14 protein-coding genes are annotated in these 19,913 nt (G+C 40.1%); all 14 read right to left on the bottom strand.

Features of this window, described 5'->3' with window-relative positions; all coding sequences use genetic code 11:
• Positions 1-32 precede the first annotated feature (32 nt).
• On the bottom strand, positions 33-1,613 hold the full coding sequence (locus J7E81_RS04995) for a response regulator (RefSeq protein ID WP_215041005.1): 1,581 nt from the start codon (positions 1,611-1,613) through the stop codon (positions 33-35).
• Positions 1,606-3,405, bottom strand: coding sequence for a sensor histidine kinase (locus J7E81_RS04990; RefSeq protein ID WP_215041004.1), 1,800 nt, complete (start codon positions 3,403-3,405; stop codon positions 1,606-1,608). The genes J7E81_RS04995 and J7E81_RS04990 overlap by 8 nt, the downstream gene beginning before the upstream one ends.
• A 177-nt stretch (positions 3,406-3,582) precedes the next feature.
• Positions 3,583-4,893: a pectate lyase family protein gene (locus J7E81_RS04985; RefSeq protein WP_308162137.1), complete on the bottom strand. Its 1,311-nt coding sequence runs from the start codon at positions 4,891-4,893 to the stop codon at positions 3,583-3,585.
• Positions 4,894-4,914: 21 nt separating this feature from the next.
• Positions 4,915-6,030, bottom strand: coding sequence for a glycoside hydrolase family 88/105 protein (locus J7E81_RS04980; RefSeq protein ID WP_215041003.1), 1,116 nt, complete (start codon positions 6,028-6,030; stop codon positions 4,915-4,917).
• A 27-nt stretch (positions 6,031-6,057) separates the two neighbouring features.
• Positions 6,058-6,381, bottom strand: coding sequence for a cupin domain-containing protein (locus J7E81_RS04975; protein WP_215041002.1), 324 nt, complete (start codon positions 6,379-6,381; stop codon positions 6,058-6,060).
• A complete protein-coding gene (locus J7E81_RS04970; RefSeq protein ID WP_215041001.1) occupies positions 6,382-7,551 on the bottom strand; it encodes an oligogalacturonate lyase family protein in 1,170 nt (389 codons plus the stop codon).
• A gap of 70 nt (positions 7,552-7,621) precedes the next feature.
• On the bottom strand, positions 7,622-8,965 hold the full coding sequence (locus J7E81_RS04965; protein WP_215041000.1) for an ABC transporter substrate-binding protein: 1,344 nt from the start codon (positions 8,963-8,965) through the stop codon (positions 7,622-7,624).
• A 126-nt stretch (positions 8,966-9,091) separates the two neighbouring features.
• Complete coding sequence (locus tag J7E81_RS04960) at positions 9,092-9,925, bottom strand: carbohydrate ABC transporter permease (RefSeq protein ID WP_215040999.1); 834 nt, start codon at positions 9,923-9,925, stop codon at positions 9,092-9,094.
• A 1-nt stretch (position 9,926) separates the two neighbouring features.
• Positions 9,927-10,874, bottom strand: coding sequence for a carbohydrate ABC transporter permease (locus J7E81_RS04955; RefSeq protein WP_215040998.1), 948 nt, complete (start codon positions 10,872-10,874; stop codon positions 9,927-9,929).
• Between the two features lie 177 nt (positions 10,875-11,051).
• Entirely contained in the window at positions 11,052-13,655 is a 2,604-nt protein-coding gene (locus J7E81_RS04950; RefSeq protein WP_215040997.1) for a right-handed parallel beta-helix repeat-containing protein, read from the bottom strand.
• A 126-nt stretch (positions 13,656-13,781) separates the two neighbouring features.
• Positions 13,782-15,293 (bottom strand): pectinesterase family protein, encoded by a 1,512-nt coding sequence (locus tag J7E81_RS04945; protein ID WP_251028426.1) that lies wholly within the window; start codon positions 15,291-15,293, stop codon positions 13,782-13,784.
• A gap of 283 nt (positions 15,294-15,576) precedes the next feature.
• Positions 15,577-18,519 carry a fibronectin type III domain-containing protein gene (locus tag J7E81_RS04940; RefSeq protein WP_215040996.1) on the bottom strand — a complete coding sequence of 981 codons (2,943 nt, stop codon included), beginning with the start codon at positions 18,517-18,519 and terminating at the stop codon, positions 15,577-15,579.
• Positions 18,520-18,735: 216 nt separating this feature from the next.
• Complete coding sequence (locus tag J7E81_RS04935) at positions 18,736-19,059, bottom strand: cupin domain-containing protein (protein ID WP_251028425.1); 324 nt, start codon at positions 19,057-19,059, stop codon at positions 18,736-18,738.
• 99 nt (positions 19,060-19,158) lie between these two features.
• Positions 19,159-19,905: a response regulator transcription factor gene (locus tag J7E81_RS04930; protein WP_215040995.1), complete on the bottom strand. Its 747-nt coding sequence runs from the start codon at positions 19,903-19,905 to the stop codon at positions 19,159-19,161.
• Positions 19,906-19,913: the final 8 nt, after the last annotated feature.

The raw sequence follows: 19,913 nt of genomic DNA, 5'->3' as shown, positions 1-19,913 counted from the left end.
TTATTTTTATCCCGAATGACGAACTATTATGCCTATTTTAGCTTTTTAAATTCAACCGGGGTATAACCCGTGTATTTTTTAAAACTGCTGCTGAAATATTGAGGATTAGAGTACCCCACCTTCTCAGCGACCTCATAGGTCTTCAAATCAGTTTTCTGAAAAAGCTCCATAGATTTCTTCATCCTCGTCTCAAGGAGAAAATCTCCAAAGTTATAACCCTTCTCGACTTTAAAAAGATTGCTAAGGTAGGCTGAGCTGACGTGAACTTCTTCTGCTACTGTTTGAAGGCTTAAATTGGCCACGTGGTAATTTTCCCGAATGAAATCAATGGCCTTATCAACAAGTGTATGCTTATGATTCCCATTTAATCGTTTTACAAACTCGGCTAAATCAACAGCAATTATTGTTATTACGGAAAAGATTTCATCGATGGTCTGTAATTTTACTACCCTGTTCTCAAAATTCCCAAACTTTTTATCGTCCCAGTTTTTTGCCATTTTAGACGATTCATAAACTATTAAACTAATGACTCTAACAGCAAACAATACGATTTCCTGCAAGGATACTCGTTTATTTGTAAGAAGTTCATGTTTGGCCTTTTCTAGCAGCTCCGTCACTTTTTCAGGAAGACCCAGTGAAATATATCGGAAGAGATCTTCTTCAATTTGTAGTTGCTCAGCCACTTCCTCACGCTTTGAAGATTCAATTGTTTCAATAGAAAAAGCTTGATTAATCCCTACTAAATGACGGAAGTCCATGGCTTTTACTGCCTCTCGATAGGAACGGCAAACGTCTGCCAGTTCATTATAGATTCTCCCGCTTGTAATAGTGATTGTCGTATGAAGTTTCTCTTTTACCGTTGAAAGGAATTGGCGAGTTACATTTGAAATAGCACCAGAAAAATCATCTTCCCGTAAATCGGACTCAAATAGGAAGACAGCAAAATGCTCGTTTTCAGCGTTTACCACGCAACCGTCCATCTTAAATCGGTCAAGGATGTTTCGGCACTGCTCCATGATACGGTCCTTTACAGTTTCCATATCTCTCTCAGGGTCAAAGTCGGTTTGGTCCATTTTGACATACAGTGCCGCTGAATGTGTCCCCTTAGGCTCCATACCTACTATACTTAACTCTTTCACTATTTCTTCATTCGTTAAGTCGCTAAGGCTCAGCCTCTTAAGAAACTGTTGCTGAATATAAAGTTGACTCTCGTTGATATGATTTTCCTTCTGCAGTTCAAGCTCTAATTCTGACGAGGCTTGTTTCAGTTTTTCAATCAATTCACTAGTTTCTACTGGTTTAAGCAGATAATCATAGGCTTTTAATTTAATAGCCTCATGTGCGTATTTAAAATCCTCATAGCCCGTTAACAAGATTACTTTTGTTTTGGGATTATGTTCTTTGATTGCCTTAGTCATCTCGAGCCCATCCATAAAGGGCATTTGGATATCGGAGATGACAATATGTGGATCATGTTCTTTTATAATTTCCAGACCTTGTTCACCATCGGCACCTACTCCAACCAATTCAAATCCATGTTCCGTCCAGGGGATTACACTGGATAACCCTTTTCGGATAATTCGATCGTCATCAACAATTGCTACCTTATACATTAGTTAAATCCCCCCGTGTTTTTGGGATTCTTACTAGGGTCTTTGTTCCAACTCCTGATTCACTCTCAATTGATAACCCATAGATTTCCCCAAAATGCAGTTTGATTCGTTCATGGACACTTCTTAAACCAATTCCGATTGTCGGGGAATCACTCCTTTTTTTCTCTAGCTCTTCCTTAATGCCAATAAGTCTTTCATTGTCAATTCCAGAGCCATTGTCAATTACCTCGAGGCATACCATATCGTTTATTTCATATCCCTTTATCGTAATCTTCCCCTTTCCCCTTTTTTGCTTGACTCCGTGATAGATGGCATTTTCTATCAGGGGCTGCAAGGTCAGTTTAACTATTCTGCAGGTTAATAAATTGGGATCCATCGTAATTTCATATGAAAAATCATCACCATATCTCATTTCCTGGATGATCAGGTAATTTTGGATATGTGCAATTTCTTCCTCTAAACTGATAATTTCTTTCCCTCTGCTGATACTAATCCTGAAAAAATGGGACAGTGCTGTAATCATACTGCTGGCTTCTTTATTCATTCCCATGTCGGATAAGCCCTTAATCGAGTACAGGGTATTATATAGAAAATGAGGATTGATTTGGGCATGCATAATCGAGAACTCAAGCTGCCGCTTTTCATCTTGTTCAAGTCTAATTTGAGCCAAGAGCGTGTTAATTTTCACTAATAAATCGTCCAATGCTGTTTTTAAAATTCCAATTTCTCTAGGACCTTTATGAGAAAATGTAATATTTAAATTATTTTCATTGATTTGCTTCGTTTGTGAAATTAGGGCAGAGACTGGATTGGTAATGTATTTAGCCATAAAGTTTGCAATTAAAATAGCTATAGCGGTTAGCATTAAAATAACAATAACGGTTACAACTTTAATATAATTGACCTTCTCTAAAATCTCATCCGTCGGGAAAACAGCCGCCACTTTCCACTTATTCACACCGATTGTATCGTAGATAATTGTCATGTTCTTTCCAGCGGTATTTTGAAACTCATATCGGCCTTTTTCTTCCTGTAATGACTGCAAATAGCTTAATTCGTTTGAATTTAAACGGTATTCCTTTCCGACTGTTTTTGAATTTAAGACTCCGTCCCGACTGACAAGGGTAAGATAGCCATGTTCCCCAATTAAGGATTTATTTAGAACGTTTTCAAAAAAATCTTTTCTTAAATTAAAGAGCAAGATCCCATTTGCTTTTGAGTTGTCATGTCCAATCAACTTAAAAACACTAACCACTTCCGATTTACTCGCAAAAATATCATCAGTGTGGTCGTTTTGCCAATAGAACCCTTCCTTGCTTCCATGATATAGTTCTTCGTATTGCTCATAAGGAAAATGATTGAATTTCATCCGGAAATCACTGCGGAATAATGTAAACTTTCCATTATGCATTTCTACGAGAATAGATTCTATAATCGTATTAAAATTCAAATGAATCACTTTTAGTGAATTGTTTATTTTAATGTAATCATCCGGCCTTAATTCAGAAGATTCCGAATCTATCAAATCCAGTGTTCTCGGTTGATTTGAAAAAGCAACCAGCTGCTCAAAAACATCATATAGCCTGTTTTCTAAATAGGACTTGGTTTGGAATACTGTATCATCAACACTTTTATAAGCATTTTCCTCCAGCTGAGTCACAGCCAGCTGATAGGAAATCCACCCTGTGAACGCGATAAAGAATATCATCACCGGCAGAAATAACGAGATGATCGTGGATCGTAATGAAAATAAAAAATACTTTTTAATAAAGACGATGAATTTATTTCTCATAGGCACATCAGGAAGCGTTTACAAACATGAAACTTCCTCTCCATTCCTTTTCCACTATTCATAATATTAAAAATACAGCATTTTTCTAAACCGGTAAATAGGTTTTTCCCAACTTTCCGAAACTCCTATCACCAAACAGGTGAAACCCATAAAAGAATTTATGGGTTTCTTTATAGCCTAATCTAGTTTACCGGTGCCCGCCTTAGCTTTTACCAGCGCTGGGACTGCCTGTGTTGGCTGGATTTTCGTAAACAAGGTTGGTTCCCAGCCAACGTTTTCATTTAGCTGTATTGTATGTGATTGATTAAAGGCACCGACTAAGTCGACTTCATTCGCGGAGCTTTTTCCATTTACAAAAGATCCACTTTCATAAATCGATGTCCCCTTCCAATCCTTGATAATTTCTCCAGGATCCATATCATAATCAAAATTAAAATAATTGTTCTCTGCATAAATTTTTGAGTTTACGCCAACACCTAGAGCATAATCAAACTCGTAATCTGAGTCTTTATTAAACTCATAGTAATTGTTGTACACATGTACTTGGCCATAACGGACCCTCGGCAGTCTCTGTGTGAGGTTTTTGTAATAATTATGGTGAATCGTGACCTTTAAGTGTCCCTCGTCGCTCTTTTTACTATCACTGGAACCGATAAGTGAGGTCTTGTCATGGTCCTCTAACACATTGTAAGAAATGGTTACATAATCAGCGCCATTCGTTACATCAAGCAAGCCGTCATGCTGCTGGTAGGTTCTTCCGAAAACTTTCCCAAAATCTTCATCATGGTGCTCTCCATCTGTTAACTTGTTATGGTCAATCCAGACATTGTGCGAGTTATTTGTTACCGTTACATTATCGTACTCGGAGTTCCATTCACCAAACTCGCCGTCTGTCGGATCCCATTGTGGGAAGAAATCAACAGGGGCTTGAAATTCGATATTGCGGATAATGATATTTTCCACCCCGCTCATAATAAAGCTGCCGCCGATAATTTTAGCATCATCGCCCAGTCCAATTATCGATGTATTGGACCCAATATTGACAACTATCTGCTGTTTTTGGTTCTGAGCAGAGCGGGCACGTGCATCCTCGAGCGGACCGGACACTTCTTTTTCATGTCCCCATACATCAGGTTTATAGGCTTCAAGGTAGGCATTATAATCATATGCTGGATCTGCATAAAACTCAGGACCAACCGGCTTATTATTCGAATCTACATTAAAGTCAATCGTACCTTTAACATAAATAATTTTAGAGGTGTTATCCTTGCCGCCGCCAAGGGCCTTCAAAAGCTCGGCTTTATTTGTTACGGTAAATACATGGCTGGCATCAGCTTTTGCTCCGCCTGTTGTTCCCATTCCATAGGCGGCCCAGCCATCGTTCGGTGCAAGAACCTCCCTTCCCAAGTCAGGCGATGACGCAGAAACCGATGAAATCCCCATTGCCAACAAAGACACTGCTAATAGACTGCTAAATGTTTTTTTCACCCAGAACACTCCTTTAATCTATTATTTAATATTATTTACTAAAGCCATGCTGGCTAAAATAAATGCACCCACACCATGAAGGTCATTTTCTGAAACTGGACGAGACACGTAATAGTCATACTCTCCTGCAGAAGTTCCGATACAGATTCCTTTCATCGTCAATGAATCACCATCGACCTCAATCATCTCATTTAATAATCCTTGATATCCCTTGATTGCTGCTTCAAGGTATTCTTTACCCACATATCCCTGTTCAACCGCTCTGGCAATGGTATAAATGAACAGGCTGGAGCAGGAAGATTCAAGCCAGTTATCCTTTTGACTTCCCTTGTCTACGATTTGATACCATAATCCGGTTTTTTGGTCCTGATAGCTGACAAGGCTTTTAATAAGACCTTGCAGGGACTTTATCAAGTCTCCTCTTCCGCTATGGTCCTTTGAAAGAAGATCGAGGATATCAATCAAAGCAGTGCCGTACCAGCCAACTGAACGTCCCCAAAACTCAGGTGAGCAGCCTGTCTCAGGATTTGCCCAAGGCATCTTTCTGCTTTCATCGTAGGCATGGTAAAGAAGTCCTGCATTTTCATCTTTCATATTTTTGCGCATTAGCTTTTCTTGGAATAGGACCATGTCGTCCAATCCTTGTTCGTTAAAGGCATTCTGGTACATCAAAGCAAAAGGTCCAGCCATAAACAAACCATCCAGCCACATTTGATATGGATATTTGTCTTTATGCCAGAAACCTCCTTCTTTTGTTCTGTTCAAGGTATGGTATAAATTTCTTAGTTTATCGGCAGCTTTCTTATAACGCAGATCCTTCGTCTCATTTAACAATGGATATAACAATATTCCTACTTGAATAGAATCCAGCTGGTCTCGTTCGAATAGGAAATTGCCTTCTTCATCTAGGAGATTATCAATATAGCTTTTAAGATAATCAAAATACTCTTGATTTTGTGTCTTCTCCCAAACACGCTGCATCCCGTAAAGGTAAACACCCTGATGATAGTGCCAGACATTTGCCGGTGGCAGTTCTTCCGGTGTAAAAGTTCTCATCAATGTTCTGGATGCTTTTTCGGCCATCGTTAATGCAATTTCTGCCGTTACATTTGTGGTTTTGGCTTCTGAATAATTCATGAATGTACCTCCTGTTATTTCCAATTATTAAAGAAAATCGTCTCGCTTCGGTGTAAAGATATCTAAAATAATAGATTCGTCCTCGAGGGCCTTTACACCGTGCAAGGTGTTTGAAGGAATATAGATGCTATCCCCTTTTTCCACGCGTTGTACCTTCCCATCCAAAGTAAAATCAAAACTGCCTTGAACAATATAACTAATCTGTTCATGGACATGGGAGTGAATTTCACCAATGGATCCCTTTTGAAACGCGATCTCTGTCATCATCATGCTTCCGCCCAGGGCCAGAAGCTTGCGCCCTGCTCCTTCACCTGCAAAAACAGCTTGAATCGTATTTCCTTTTACAAACATTTACGCTCCCCCTTTACGTTTTTTCATATCTACCAAGTAAAGGTTCGTCCGACCTTCACGGTCAGAAGTGAATAAGATTTTTTCATTATTCCAGCTAAAGGTGGGATGGCAATGAGTTTGCTGCGTATTCCAGCTAGTCATATGGGTGCAGAGTGTTTCAATTGAAGCCTCTTCACCTTCAATGTTGATTAACACAAGGTCCTCTACCTCATCTCCAACTAAAAGGGTATTATCCTTATTGCTGTGATAATGGTTGCAGTAATAAGGTAAATCCACTGTACGGAGGATCGTAGCGTCTTTGTCAGCCAGTCCGATGAACGGAACTTGGTCTGTTTCCACTTTTTCTATCGTCGCTTGGGTTTTCTCAACTGTAATCGTCCCATCATGACCTCTTCGACGATTGTCAAAAAAGATTTTCCCATCCGTTGTCCAAAATTCGTGACCGATACAATCATCTTCCCCTTGGCGGTAGACAGGCTGTACACTTCTGCTCGTCATATCAATAAGCCAAATCCTTTGGTGGACAAGGTTCCACGGACCTTCGTGACAGAACATGCCAAGACTGCTGTCGATCGGGCAAAATTGAAAATGCCCGAGCCAATGTGTATCTTCAAAGACATCCATTACCTTTGATTCATCGAGACTAATCAGGGTAATCCAACCCCTTTTAGTTGCGTACATGGTTTCTTTAAATCCTTTGTAGTTGGCTCCCCGGGGGATTCGAACTCGTTCATTCCTGGCCAGACCAATATACTTTTTATCTGGGGAGATATGTGGATGGCCCAGATGAACATCGTTTCTTTCTTCATAAACAACCGTTATCTCCGATGTTCTTGTATTAAGCTTTTTAATCAGATTTCCCGTTACATATACGATAATCTCGCTATCTGGCGTTTTTGTATGGCTGCCAGGGGTAATCCCATCCATTTCATCCGTTAATTGAATCAACCTTCCTGTATTCAAATTCATCTTAAAAAGATTATAAATCCACGGCACCTTCGAAGATCGGTCAGAGAGGAAGAAAATCTCTTCGTCTCCTTCTGTGAAAGCATTGTCTGTAAAATAAAAATGATAGTTGTTTGAGCCATCGGATGTTAATTGTAAAACAGTGGCTCCCGTCTTCTCATCCACGTATTCTTTTATCTCAGAGGGAAATTCTTTTCCTATCAACCCATCCGCCTCCTAAAGAAGAGATAAAGCCGTCTCGAAAGTAGCTTCTAGACGGCTTTATTTTTAATGTTTATTTTTTGAAATGCTCATCGTATTTCTTTTGAGCGTCTTCAATCGCTTTTGCCCACTGATCAAGGAATTCTTCTACCGTCATTTTTCCGCTCATGACCGCCTGTGTTCCTGGATCCACTACTGTATCAAGAATGGATCGGTATTCAGGCAGATAGAATGGCGGCTTGTAAAGAATGGTATTGGGATCATCATAAACTTTGAATGCTGTTTGAATGTGTGGAGAATCCTTTACCCATTGTTCAGTTAATACATCAGAGTTCGTAGGAATCTGACCAACCTGCTGGTTCCAGTACGATTGGCTGTCCTTTGAATTCAGGAATGCTGCCAATTTCCATGCTGCTTCTGGGTGTTTTGTGGTTTTGAATACACTGATTCCGATGGTGTTACCGCCTTCTGCTACATATTTGCCATCAGCCGTTTTTGGAAGTGGAATCGCTTGGAACTGATCTGGTTTTAATGCCTCTTTATGTTCGCCGAAAGAACCAATGTTATGCTGAACCATAGCAACTGCACCAGTATCGAATCCAGCAATCATTTCTTTGTATCCGTTTGTGATATCACTTTGCGGTGTATCCTTTTTATACAAGGCAAAATACTTCTTCAGAAACTCAACATGTTCTTTGCTATTGATTGTACTTTTGCCATTTTTAATGTAGTCCTCTTTACCTGAGTATGCATACATTAAACGCTGTAATTGGAACGATCCGCCAGCTCCTCCGCGGATGGTATAACCATAGCGGTTGTTGGCTTTGTCTGTTTGCTGTTCAACAGCAGTGAAGAAATCATCCCAGGTTTCAGGAATTTTTGTCCCTTTTTCCTTGAACCAGTCAGAACGGACCCAAAGAATATCAAGGTTTTGTGTATATGGAATGCCGTATAATTTGTGGTCAACAACGATTTCTTTGTTAAAGTCAATTGCTCCTTTATTAATCTTGTCTTTATCCTCCCATTTTTTATAATAGGAATCTAATGGCAGCAATGCCTCTCTCAATGCAAATTCTGGGAGCCAGCTAGTCTGCACACTTCCCACATCAGGAGTATCCTCGGCAGCGATGGATGCATCGTACTTTGCTTTTGCTGAGTCTTTTGGAAGCCCGACATATTCAACATCAATGTTAGGATTTTTCTCTTCAAATCGTTTAATCAATTCTTCCCAGATTGGTGTACGCTGCGGTCCGGCATTTTCATCCCAAAACGTTAACGTGATTTTTTCATTTGGATCTGTTTTCTTTTCCTTTGTGCTTGCTTCTTTACTGCTGCCGGAATCGGAAGCGCAGCCTGCAAGCAGTATTGACGCTGCCATTGATGTAGCGGCAATTGTTTTCCAAAACTTTTTGTACACAAAAATCCCCCTCAATCCTTTTGGTTTATGTTGTTATATAGGCTGTATTAAAGTTGCTGTTGTTTTCCGCTTCAATCTGCAAGGCAACGGATGATCTTTAACACAGTCTTTTAATCAAACAGTAAGTTATCCTTTGACAGCTCCACCCATGCCATTTACCAAATGTTTTTGTGCATAGGCAAACATTAGAACTGCCGGAATTAAGGCGATTACACTTCCGGCCGCTAGAGCGCCATAGTTGATATTAAATTCACCCATCATATAGCTGAGGCCGACTGGAAGTGTAAACTTGCCCTGCTGGTTTGTCAGCATCAGGGCAATTAGGAATTCATTCCAGGTATAAATGAAGGTAAATACACTCGTTGCTACGATCCCTGGAACCAAGAGCGGGAAAATAACATAACGAATTGCCTGCAGCTTGTTACAGCCATCTACCATCGCCGCTTCTTCAAGTTCTCGAGGGACGTTTGATATGAAACCATTCATTAAAACGGTCGTAAATGGAATTTCAACAGCCGCATAAGTAATAATTAAGGAAAGCGGGTTACTGATTAACCCCATATGTTTGAAGATAATAAACAAAGGTATAATTAACATGGACCTTGGAATAAACTGTGTACATAAGAGCAAAAGAAGGAATGCACGCTTCCCCTTAAACTTGTACCTGCTTAAGGCATAACCTGATAAAGTTGATAGAATTAATACGATAAAAACCGTACATACACCAACTATTAAACTATTTTTAAAGTAGGTTGAAAACCCTACATTTGTCCATGCTGTAACGAAGTTATCGATTGTCGGCGACGCAGGAATATATCCAATCGGCCGCTTGACGATATCTCCTTCGTGCTTAAAAGCCGTATTAATGGTCCAGTATAACGGAAAGAGAGTAAAAGCGAGCATAACCAGTAGCGGCAGATTAAATGTCAGCAGCCGGTCAACCCTTTTTGTGTTTTTCATGTTAATTCCCCTCCCTATCATATCGTGTAATCCTTAAATAGATCATTGCAAAGATTAGTAATATACCAAAAGCAACAACGGTTAGTGCTGAGCCATATCCAAAATTTGATCCGTGTACTGCCTGTTCAGCAATGTACATCGTCAAGGTTGTGGTACTGTGTGCCGGCCCTCCGCCAGTAAGGTTGAAAAGAAGGTCGACGTTATTAAACTCCCAAATCACACGGAGTAACGTTGTCAGGACAATTGTATTTTTCAATGAAGGCAGTGTCACATATAAGAGCGATTTCACTCTGCTTGCACCATCCACTTTTGCCGCTTCATAAAGTTCTTCTGGGATACTTTGAAGTGAGGCGAGTAAGGTAATGGCAAAGAAAGGAACACCTCTCCATAACTCAGCAATAACGACCGATATAAAAGCAGTCGTGCCATCAGCCAGCCATGCCTTGCTTTCACTGATAATCCCCAGCCTCATGAAAAGATCATTGATAACCCCCATATGTTCATTAAACATTAGGGACCACATTACAGAGGCTAACACACCCGAGATGGCCCATGGAATAAAGGCAGCCGCTCTTATTATCCCTCTAAACTTAAATTTTTGATTAAGAAGGAGTGCTGCAATTAAGCCAAAGACCAACTGTAAGCCTACCTGAGAAACCACCCATTTAAAAGAGGTTAACAAACTTGGAAGAAATAATTTATCCTCCGAAAAAATCTTCTTGAAATTGTCTATCCCGGCAAAACCGTTATAAAAGGGAGCGGATATATCATAATTTTGGAGACTGTAGTAGAATACCGTCCCAATCGGATAGAACAAAAAGGTTACAATCATGAGTGTTGATGGCAAAATAAACAAATAAGGTATCCATTTTTCTAGTTTATATTTTTTGATTGGTTTCTTTTTCTCAGTAGAAACTACTGGTACTTCCAGCTCTTGTCTTAGATTCATTGAATGGATCCTCCTTTCTTGTTTTTTATCTTAACAGAAAACGCTTACACGGAGAATTCAATATCTTTAGCTGTTTGTTTGATTTTTTTAGATGTTCATATTTTTTTATATATTATTTAAATATGCACAACAAAATAAAGGCAACTGCGAACAGCTGCCTTCTTTTCTATTATTCGGTTATTTTAACCCTGGGGGCATTTGTTTTACATGGATTTCAAGCTTTGCCTCCAAGCCATGGTAAAAAGCGGTAACAGAAGTTTTCCCTTTCTCCCCGGCTTGAAGATTGCCTCCCCGGTCTACTGCAGCAATGGAGTTATCTCCACTCTTGAACTGAATTCCAGAGGATAAAACTTTTTCAGAGCCATTAAAGAATCTGGCAACGACAACTGCCTTTGCTGATTCCCCTTCTCTTAGAGTGTCAGGGCCATCCAGTCTAATTGACACAGGATCTGCCGGCAGTGCGCCAACATAGCCTTTATTGATACCAGTACTATTTAGGAAACTATCAGGAGAGATACGAAGAAAGCTGCCATAAAGGATGTTTCCATCTATATCTCTATCAAACTGGTCTGGTATCTCAAAACTGGCAAAGTCTTTAGAAGTAACAACGGTCCCCTCGCTGTTGGATGTTTTGGCTCCGTCATAGAAGAAATTCGTGCTATCATTATTACCTGAAATAAAATCCTTTACTGCACCGGAAGCAGTTCGATAGGAAAGGTTGTTTTTAAAAGTCCCCTGCTCTTGAGCCGTGAAGTATGGATTGATCCGAAACACATAGTTAAACCTTTTATTATTAAAAGCTGTGTTATTTTCCACAACCATTTTACCTGGATTAAAATTGTCCGTAAAACCATCCATATTATTGTCAAAAGCAATATTGTTTCGAACAATATGAGCAACCGGCAATCCTTCCCCGCCCAGCTTAAAACCATTACCAGCGTTGCCATCTTTGTTATAGCCATTGCTTAGTTTACCGTTTGAGTAGGCAATGTTTCCTTCTAGGGTTATTGGCATATTTGCGCCTTCATTCGTTCGGTTGTACAAATCCCAGCCATCATCGATATTATGATGGGCGATGTTTCCTCTGAAGACATTTCCGACACCGACACCCAGCTTGGCGGAAAATCCGTCTGCATTTTCGTCGGAAAGGTCACGGTTATCATGTGATTCACAATTTAAGATTAAATTATACTTCGGCCATAAATCTGGATTGGAACCACTGCCGCTAATTTGCAGACCTGTATCTAGGTTATAGTTGAACAGCATTTGTTCCACAATATTATGGTCACCGCTTACTCGCATCCCACTTGAAGATGCCTTCGTGATCCGGATGCCAAACAAGTGCCAGTAATCTCCATTTAATTGCAGGACATTACTAAGTTTCCCTTGCCCATCAATCACTACTTTTTCACCATTATAAGCCGTTAATGTTTTCATTTTTTCTTTGGAACCGCTATATTCCTTCTTAATAGTAATGATCGAAGAAGGGGTATAGATACCCTCACGCATGTAAATCGTTTCACCAGGTATGGCGAATTTAATGGCCGTTTCCAAATCTACTGGATCATCGATTGTTCCTTTGGCAGAACTAGTCCCTTTTGGTGAAACATACAATCCTGCCCCGTTCGTATAAATTTTCTTTGTTACGGAAAGGTTCTTGGTGATGGATGAAGTGGATGGTCCTTCACTTGGCGTATAGGTCACAATAAAATCGGTGGTTGGGCTATCCAATACTGTACTAAATGAATATGCCTGATCCTTATGAACCGCTGCCCCGCTCACTACTTCTTCCCCATCTTTTACTACTGATATTGTGCCGCTATAATTGGTAAGTGCTTTCAGTTCATACTGTTGTGAACCAGATTCTGGCGCCGAAAGTAAGCTCATACTTGGTTTATCTAGTACAGGCTCCGTTGGCGGTGTGGGCACAGTATGGGCTTCGCTAAGAGTTAGTTTTGCATTCTGAATCGTCATTTTGGCATTTCTGGCTGCATAAAATCCAACATACATATGATCCTTGTCCATCACTTGAACAAGATCGGCTCCTTTGATTTTTTGTTCAAATGTTTTTTCTTCAGCCAAATGGGTATAGGTAGCAGACATGATAAATTCTGTGTCAGTCCGCTCCAGCCTTACCTTAACAGGTGTTCCAACAGGAAGTTTATACTGTGAATCAGTTGTAAAAGGAGAGGCTTTTAATTGACTTCCGAGATTCCCCCATGGATATAGGACACCTGTCCTGTAGATTGGAGCTACACCATTACGCATCATACCGACTCCAAAAACATTAGAAGCAGCTGGAACTTCTTCATAACCAAGGATCATCGGGTCTTGCCGCGGTGCACCGATCGTGTCCCTGACCATAATCCCTGCACTTTCCTGACCATTTGGTCTAGCCCCTGTTTCCGGACCGAACTGTTCGATCGTCATGTCAGCTTCCAAGACGAAGTTATCTAGATTGGGATCGAGCTTTGTATAGTAGAAGGTCATCCCGTCGTGTCCAGGAGCCAGCTTTCCTCCCCTGCTCTCTAACATAATTTTTCCCTCAATGGTGCCGGGCTTTTCTGGTGCTGCATAGTTTGTACCAATTTTTTCAGGCAAAACATTCGCGGCAAAGTTCAAATCTGTTGACTGGCCAAATGTAACGCTTTGCCACACTACTCCCTCAGTTTGCGCTGCTTCCTGATTACCGCCTGTTTCTTCTGCATATGCTGCTGGAATGCTGCTGCAAACGAAAAGCAAACCAAGTAAAACACTTCGTATTTTTGCTAACGCCTTCAAATTTCTCACTCCCCATTCACTTTCATAACAGTATTTTGAAGTTACACAGAATTCATTTTTGCTATTTTAATAGAATTTTTTCTTTTAGCTTTTTTCTCATCATACTCCTTCTTATATTCCATTTTTTTACAAGTTGCCTTTAGGATTCCAACCTTTCAGGACATTTTCAATCGTGTACTGCTTGGCTTCTTCGTCAGACAGCTGCCTGCGATCTTGATTTATTACTGCTCCTGGGCCATCATTTTTGTATTCATAAAATCTCGCGTCTTTGTATGAAAAACCTGACATATCAGTCCAGCCTTGCGCTATGATATGTGGTCCGAGATAACTATTCATAAAAACTACACTTCCGATGGCATTGGGGTCTCCACTAGGATGCCAAGGCCGCCCCAAATAGACGGTACCTGTCGGAGCATTGCTTAACAGCTTCGAATCAAGAAATAAGAATCCATACGGCTCCGTGATCAACGTACTGGCAGCGGTTACAAATCCGTTATTCGTTGACGAGCCGCGGTCAAGAGAAAAAATGTCACATTCTTCAAAGACGGCACTTGAGCGCCCAAAGATGAAATCAACATCACCCTCGATATAAGATTGGTAGAAATATTGTGTTCCGCCATTTACATACAATGTATCCTGATTCCCAATAAACCGGGAATTTTTGAAGGTTTGGCGTTCACCTCTTGCATAAACAGCTACAGCCTGCTTATTACTAACATTCACACTTTGCTCATCAAATGAATTTTCAAAGGTAAGGTTTTCGGCGGTAAAATCATCTCCATAAATGTAGACGCTGGCACTGCCGGTTGTTCCATAGGTACCACCGCCTGGCTTTTCCTTACCTGAATAGTTATCATAAGTAATGACGGTCCCGGAAACGCTTTCACCTTTAAGGTCAATAAAAGGCTTATCCTTAGGAATGGTAACAAGCTCCTTATACACACCATTTTCGATAAAAACTTCCACTCTTTCGGCATTATTCGCAGGAATCGCATCAATTGCACCCTGGACGGTAGTATAATCTGCTAGGCCATCCTTGGATACGGTCAATAAATTGGGTATTTCATTCAACTTTGGTGTAATATCTTTGATCTTTCTGTGGTCTTCGATTTTTAAAGTATTTCCATTGATATCTGTGGAGTCTTCATTAACGACTGAGGCTATCATTTTGTCTTCCATGTTGATGGATTCTGAATTGATGGGGGTGGCAGATTCAAAGAAGATGACCGTATGACCATCCTTATTTTCAGCAATTGCTGCTCTTTTTACATCAAGATGCTCTCCATTTTTTAAAAAAGAGATGTCATTAAGGTTTATTGATTCTAGCTTTTTGTCAAACGTTACTGCAATCAGGTTACCGCCTATGAAATCTACCTCTTTCATTTTTACTTTATTACCTGGCGGATAAATGTCGGGAGATTCTGTTTCCATCTCTCCCCCTGTAATGCCTAACATTTTTAACTTTTTAATATGAAGTCCGCTAATTAATTGAGACGTATCGACAACTGTAATCTCGGTTGCAGAAGCAGCCACGGAGGTTTCCGTATAGTTTGGTGATCCCACAGCTGACTCAGCAAAACTGAAATCTGGATGAAAACCACTTAGTATTGTTACTAATGTCACTGAAGAGAGCATCATTTTTTTGTTTCCCTTTTTAAAAACGACCAATTCTATTACCTTCCTTTCGTAAAGTCTAAGTGTTATTATGCAAGTGCAATATTTTTTTGAGAATACAAAATCTTTAGAAAACCGTTTTATATTTTTAACTGTTTTAGAAATTAGTAAAATAGTTTTGGTTGTAACAACTTGATTAATAGTCATATTTACTTATTCTTTTTTATAAAGACGTAAACTTGTGATATCACCATTAAAAACAGGGGGGATTTTAAAATCCCACCCTGTTTCTTCTATTATTATATTCTTACTTTGATTTGGCCTGTTCGCTAATAGCCTTCCCGGGTATTAAATGAACGGTTTCGCTTGGACCAAAACCACTCCAGCGATATCCTATAACTTTATCAAGACCGTTTGGAATGACATCAGATAGTCTTTCTCTTTTTGAATATTTGATTCCCTGTCCTACAGCTTCCACTTTAAAGGTATACAGTTTACCTTGTTTAAGGCCAGTAACCGTATAATGTGTTTCAGCGGTTGTCATTTCCGCATTAATTGGTGTAAATACTGCCCCATCAGGCTTAATGGCTTTTCCGTTTACATACACACGGTATCCGATGATCTTTTGGTTAATGGCGGCTGCCTTGTTCCAAGAGAGGGACACACTTGTACCATCCATCCCAATCTGAGCTTTTAGCCCGCCTGTAAAAGATGGAGCCCCAATAGCATACGGATCAGCTGTTACGAGATTCAAAGGGGAGCCGTATTTTGTTTTATTGCCTGCAAGATCGACTGCCTCCACTTCTACTACATATTTGGTACCTGGCTGAAGTTCGGTTAACGTATAGTTGCTGGATTCAGCAAAGCCATGGAATTCTCCATTTGCGTACACATTATAGCCGGCAATACCGGTATCATCACTTGCTGATTCCCAGTCAAGCGACGCCCAAGTGAATCCAGGGTATACAACTTCTACTTCTTTGCCGCTGAACGTTTCATTTGCAGGTATGGTCGTGGTTGGTTCTTTAATCTTAGTATCACCTGGAAGTACTGGTGCCGTTACATCTGCTTCTCCCTTTGTGGTTATTTTCTTTTCAGGACCATCAGAAGTACGATTACCCATTGCATCCGTCGCTTCCACTTTGAATGTGTACTCTTTGCCAGGTGTTAAACCGTTAACGGTAAACCTTGTGTTTTTAGTTGTTGTGTATCCTGTGTCCATTTTCTTTCCATCCTTATAAATGGTATACCCTGAAACTCCAACATTGTCAGAAGCTCCGATCCATGTTAAGGTAACACTCTTTCCATCCTCTGACGATACAGCTTGTGCAGCTGCATTTTCTGACCATTGAGGTTTTTGTGCTGCATCATCAGGAGCTCCTGTTGTATTTTCAAAGACAAGTCCTGTAGAATTGGTAATTCTCCATGGGTTTCCACCATTATCTTTGACGTTTGTAAACGAAACATTTTTAAATTTGAAATCTTTGGCGTAATCCAGATTAGCGGAAAATACATGATCAAATTTAACATTTTCAAAGGTGATATTTTCGTGATAGACTTCCCCTACATCGTTATTTCCTTTTACCAGGATGGCTTGTTTCTTACTGCCCCCTTGATTGCGAACAGTGGTATTCTCAATCCGGATGTCCTTAAATTGAGAAATTTGCTGTGCCGGCTCATAAAGAATCGCGGCATTAGCATCTTCATAAGAAGAAGTGAATACAAATGGTCCATCCCCATCAATTCCTTCTAACGCATTATCCCTGAAAAGGATAGCCCTTGCTCCTCCGCCCATTGGTGTGTTCGTTTTGGCACGCAGTCCTACGTCCGTTTTATACATAATATTATCTTCCACCAAAAAGTTCTCGAACCAGCTGCCCGTATGGCTTCCTGTGACAACCCCGCCGTGGCCTTCACGGATATAGTTATTGAAAATCCAAGCCTCTCCAGTAGGTTCCTCTTTCGCTGCTGCCTGTCCCATGCCTGCAGCAAAGTTAATCGCGTCATCTCCGGTATCCACAAAGTTATTGAAAACCATGATGTTTTGCGAATCACCAAATTCAAACCCGTCCGCATTGTTGGCATCATATGTTTTGGCTGTTGTTCCATTTACAACAATGTTCTTACTATGAAGGTTAACAATCCCATGGAAGGCAGGATTAAGCTGCGTAATTCCTTCATAATACATTCCGTCCACGCCACGTACCGTAATTAGATTTGAGCGTGTAGAATAAGCTGACTTTGGATTCATACCATCAACCTGTGCCGCATATGATTGAGCTGCTGCCAATTTCCCATATGTAGAATCAGATGCTAGATCTAATGGACTCATACGGCCATCTTGAACTGTGACATTCCCAGTTACCTTTGCGTTACTGCCTGACAATAAGCGTGGAAGCTCATTCCCTGCTTCATCAATTGTTGGGGAATTGGGATCCAACTTCCATCCATTCCCATCGATTGTTCCTTTTCCTACGATGCGAATATTCTTTAGGCTTCCGTAATCATAGGTATGGGCATTGATGAGAGAATAGGAACGTTCGTCTGTTGAATAGTCGTATACCCAGAAATTCCGGCTGTAATCTTCTGCATCAGGAGAACCTAGTAAATACCCATCAACCTGAAGTGTCATATCCGATTTAAGCCATATTTCTCCAGAAATAAATTTACCTTCTGGAATTAACACTTTCGCTCCAGGTGTAGCCGCATCAATGGCTGCCTGAATGGCTTTTGTATCCTTTGTGTCATCATTTGGTGTGGCACCAAAATCAACAATATTAAAAATCTCTGGTATAGCTGTTGTTTTTCCGGTAATTTTGTTAGATGGAGCCGATTCGACACCATCTGGATTTACGGAGGTTACATAGAATTCATAAGATTTATTTGGTTTAAGATTTTCAACGGTGAAATTATGAATGAGAATATCAACGTGGAAATTATCTTTATCAATATTTTTATAGAAATTATCGATATAAGCTTTTGCTGGGCCGCTGTTATCCTTTAAAGCGCTGCCAATTTTCTTGCCATTCATATAAACATTGAAATCTACGATATCACTGTAATCCTCTGGCTTTTCCCATACAAGGGTTATGCTGTCTTCGTCATAAGCTAGATTTGGAATCTGTAAGTTTATAGGCGATGCAGGTGCACTTGAAGTGAATTGTTTATTTGCAAAAGCTGTTGCACCCAGTTGGCTGAATACCAGTAAAGTAACTAGAATTAAAGATATACTAATTTTAACTCTCTTCAACTATGTTTCCACCTTTCATCTGTTTTCTAAAAGCTTCCTCCCTTCTTAATATTCCATTATAGATGGAAACGTTTTCTTAGTTAATAAAATATTTTTAGATTTTTACATAAAATCTTTATGTGTTTTTTCATTTTGTTTAGTAGACTCAATCAACCTTCCTCCTTTTAAATAAAAAAACTCCATCCCTATCAAGGGATAAAGTTTTAATATCAAACATCAAACAAAATCTTCCCGCTGCGGTGTAAAAACGTCCAATATAATCGAATTATCTTCAAGGGCCCTTACCCCGTGCAAGGTATTTGAGGGGACGTAAATGCTGTCCCCTTTTTCCACTCGTTGAATCTTTCCATCCAAACGAAACTCAAAACTTCCTTGAACAATATAACAAACCTGTTCATGGGGGTGAGAATGAATGGCACCAATTGCATCCTTCTGAAAACTTACTTCTGCCATCATGAGGCTGCCGCCTCTTCCTAAAAGTTTCCTTTTAGCACCTTCTCCCGCATCCACAATTTGCTCATTCTTTCCAAAGAAAAACAAGTCAATCACCTCTTATCAGTTAATCTATAAAACAACTAAAATCCACACAGTTTTATTCTAATAATGGTTACACGCCCCGTAAATTCCTTCTCCCATTTTTTAATTCGTACGTACACTCTTTCGGTATTCAGATGGAGTTACACCAGTTTTACGCTTAAACAAATTACTAAAATAGGTTATATCGGAATATCCCAGCCTGTCAGCTATTTCACTAACTCTTAAGGAGGTCGATACAAGCAGGTGCCTTGCTTCATTCATACGGATTTTAAGAACGAAGTCTACAAAGTTTTGCTCTGTTTTGTCTTTAAAAAGCTTACTTAGATAACTTGGATTCAAATTGACGTAGTTTGCAGCTTCTGTTAAAGTGACTTCACCCGGAACTTTACTGTGGACGTATTTAATGACTCTCTCAACCGTGGATAATTCTGATGGGTCTGCCTCTTTTACCGAGTTTTTTGCTGAATGCTCATTGTTCAGGCGATGGTTCACCCAGTTTTCCAAGCATTCCTTCATCTCATCCAAATCTACAGGCTTAAGCAGGTAGTCAAATACACCTGAACGAAGGCCATGTTGTACATACTTAAAATCATCGTAGCCGCTGATCATAATACAATCTGTCTGATGTTCACCGTTTGCCAATGTGGTCACAAAGGACAACCCATCCATCACGGACATCCGCACATCTGTCATTACCAAATCAACAGCTTGTTCCTTTAAAAAATCCATAGCTTCCAATCCATTGGAGCATTCACCAATTACATTAAAGGAGAGCCCTGTCTTAGCGATCGTATGTCGAAGTGCAGTTCGAACCCATTTCTCATCATCGACCAGAAGTATCGTATACATGCTATCAC

Origin of the sequence: Bacillus sp. ISL-18 (genome assembly GCF_018613415.1) — a bacterium.
Classification (GTDB): domain Bacteria; phylum Bacillota; class Bacilli; order Bacillales; family Cytobacillaceae; genus Neobacillus.
Note: the sequence above shows the minus strand (reverse complement) of the source record. Positions and strands in the feature narration are given on the sequence as shown.

Excerpts from the sequence above, each read along its gene's own strand:
- J7E81_RS04990 (WP_215041004.1), bottom strand. The coding sequence starts at position 3,405 with ATGAGAAATAAATTCATCGTCTTTATTAAAAAGTATTTTTTATTTTCA.
- J7E81_RS04945 (WP_251028426.1), bottom strand. The coding sequence starts at position 15,293 with ATGATGCTCTCTTCAGTGACATTAGTAACAATACTAAGTGGTTTTCAT.
- J7E81_RS04975 (WP_215041002.1), bottom strand. The coding sequence starts at position 6,381 with ATGTTTGTAAAAGGAAATACGATTCAAGCTGTTTTTGCAGGTGAAGGA.
- J7E81_RS04930 (WP_215040995.1), bottom strand. The coding sequence starts at position 19,905 with ATGTATACGATACTTCTGGTCGATGATGAGAAATGGGTTCGAACTGCA.
- J7E81_RS04955 (WP_215040998.1), bottom strand. The coding sequence starts at position 10,874 with ATGAATCTAAGACAAGAGCTGGAAGTACCAGTAGTTTCTACTGAGAAA.
- J7E81_RS04980 (WP_215041003.1), bottom strand. The coding sequence starts at position 6,030 with ATGAATTATTCAGAAGCCAAAACCACAAATGTAACGGCAGAAATTGCA.
- J7E81_RS04995 (WP_215041005.1), bottom strand. The coding sequence starts at position 1,613 with ATGTATAAGGTAGCAATTGTTGATGACGATCGAATTATCCGAAAAGGG.
- J7E81_RS04960 (WP_215040999.1), bottom strand. The coding sequence starts at position 9,925 with ATGAAAAACACAAAAAGGGTTGACCGGCTGCTGACATTTAATCTGCCG.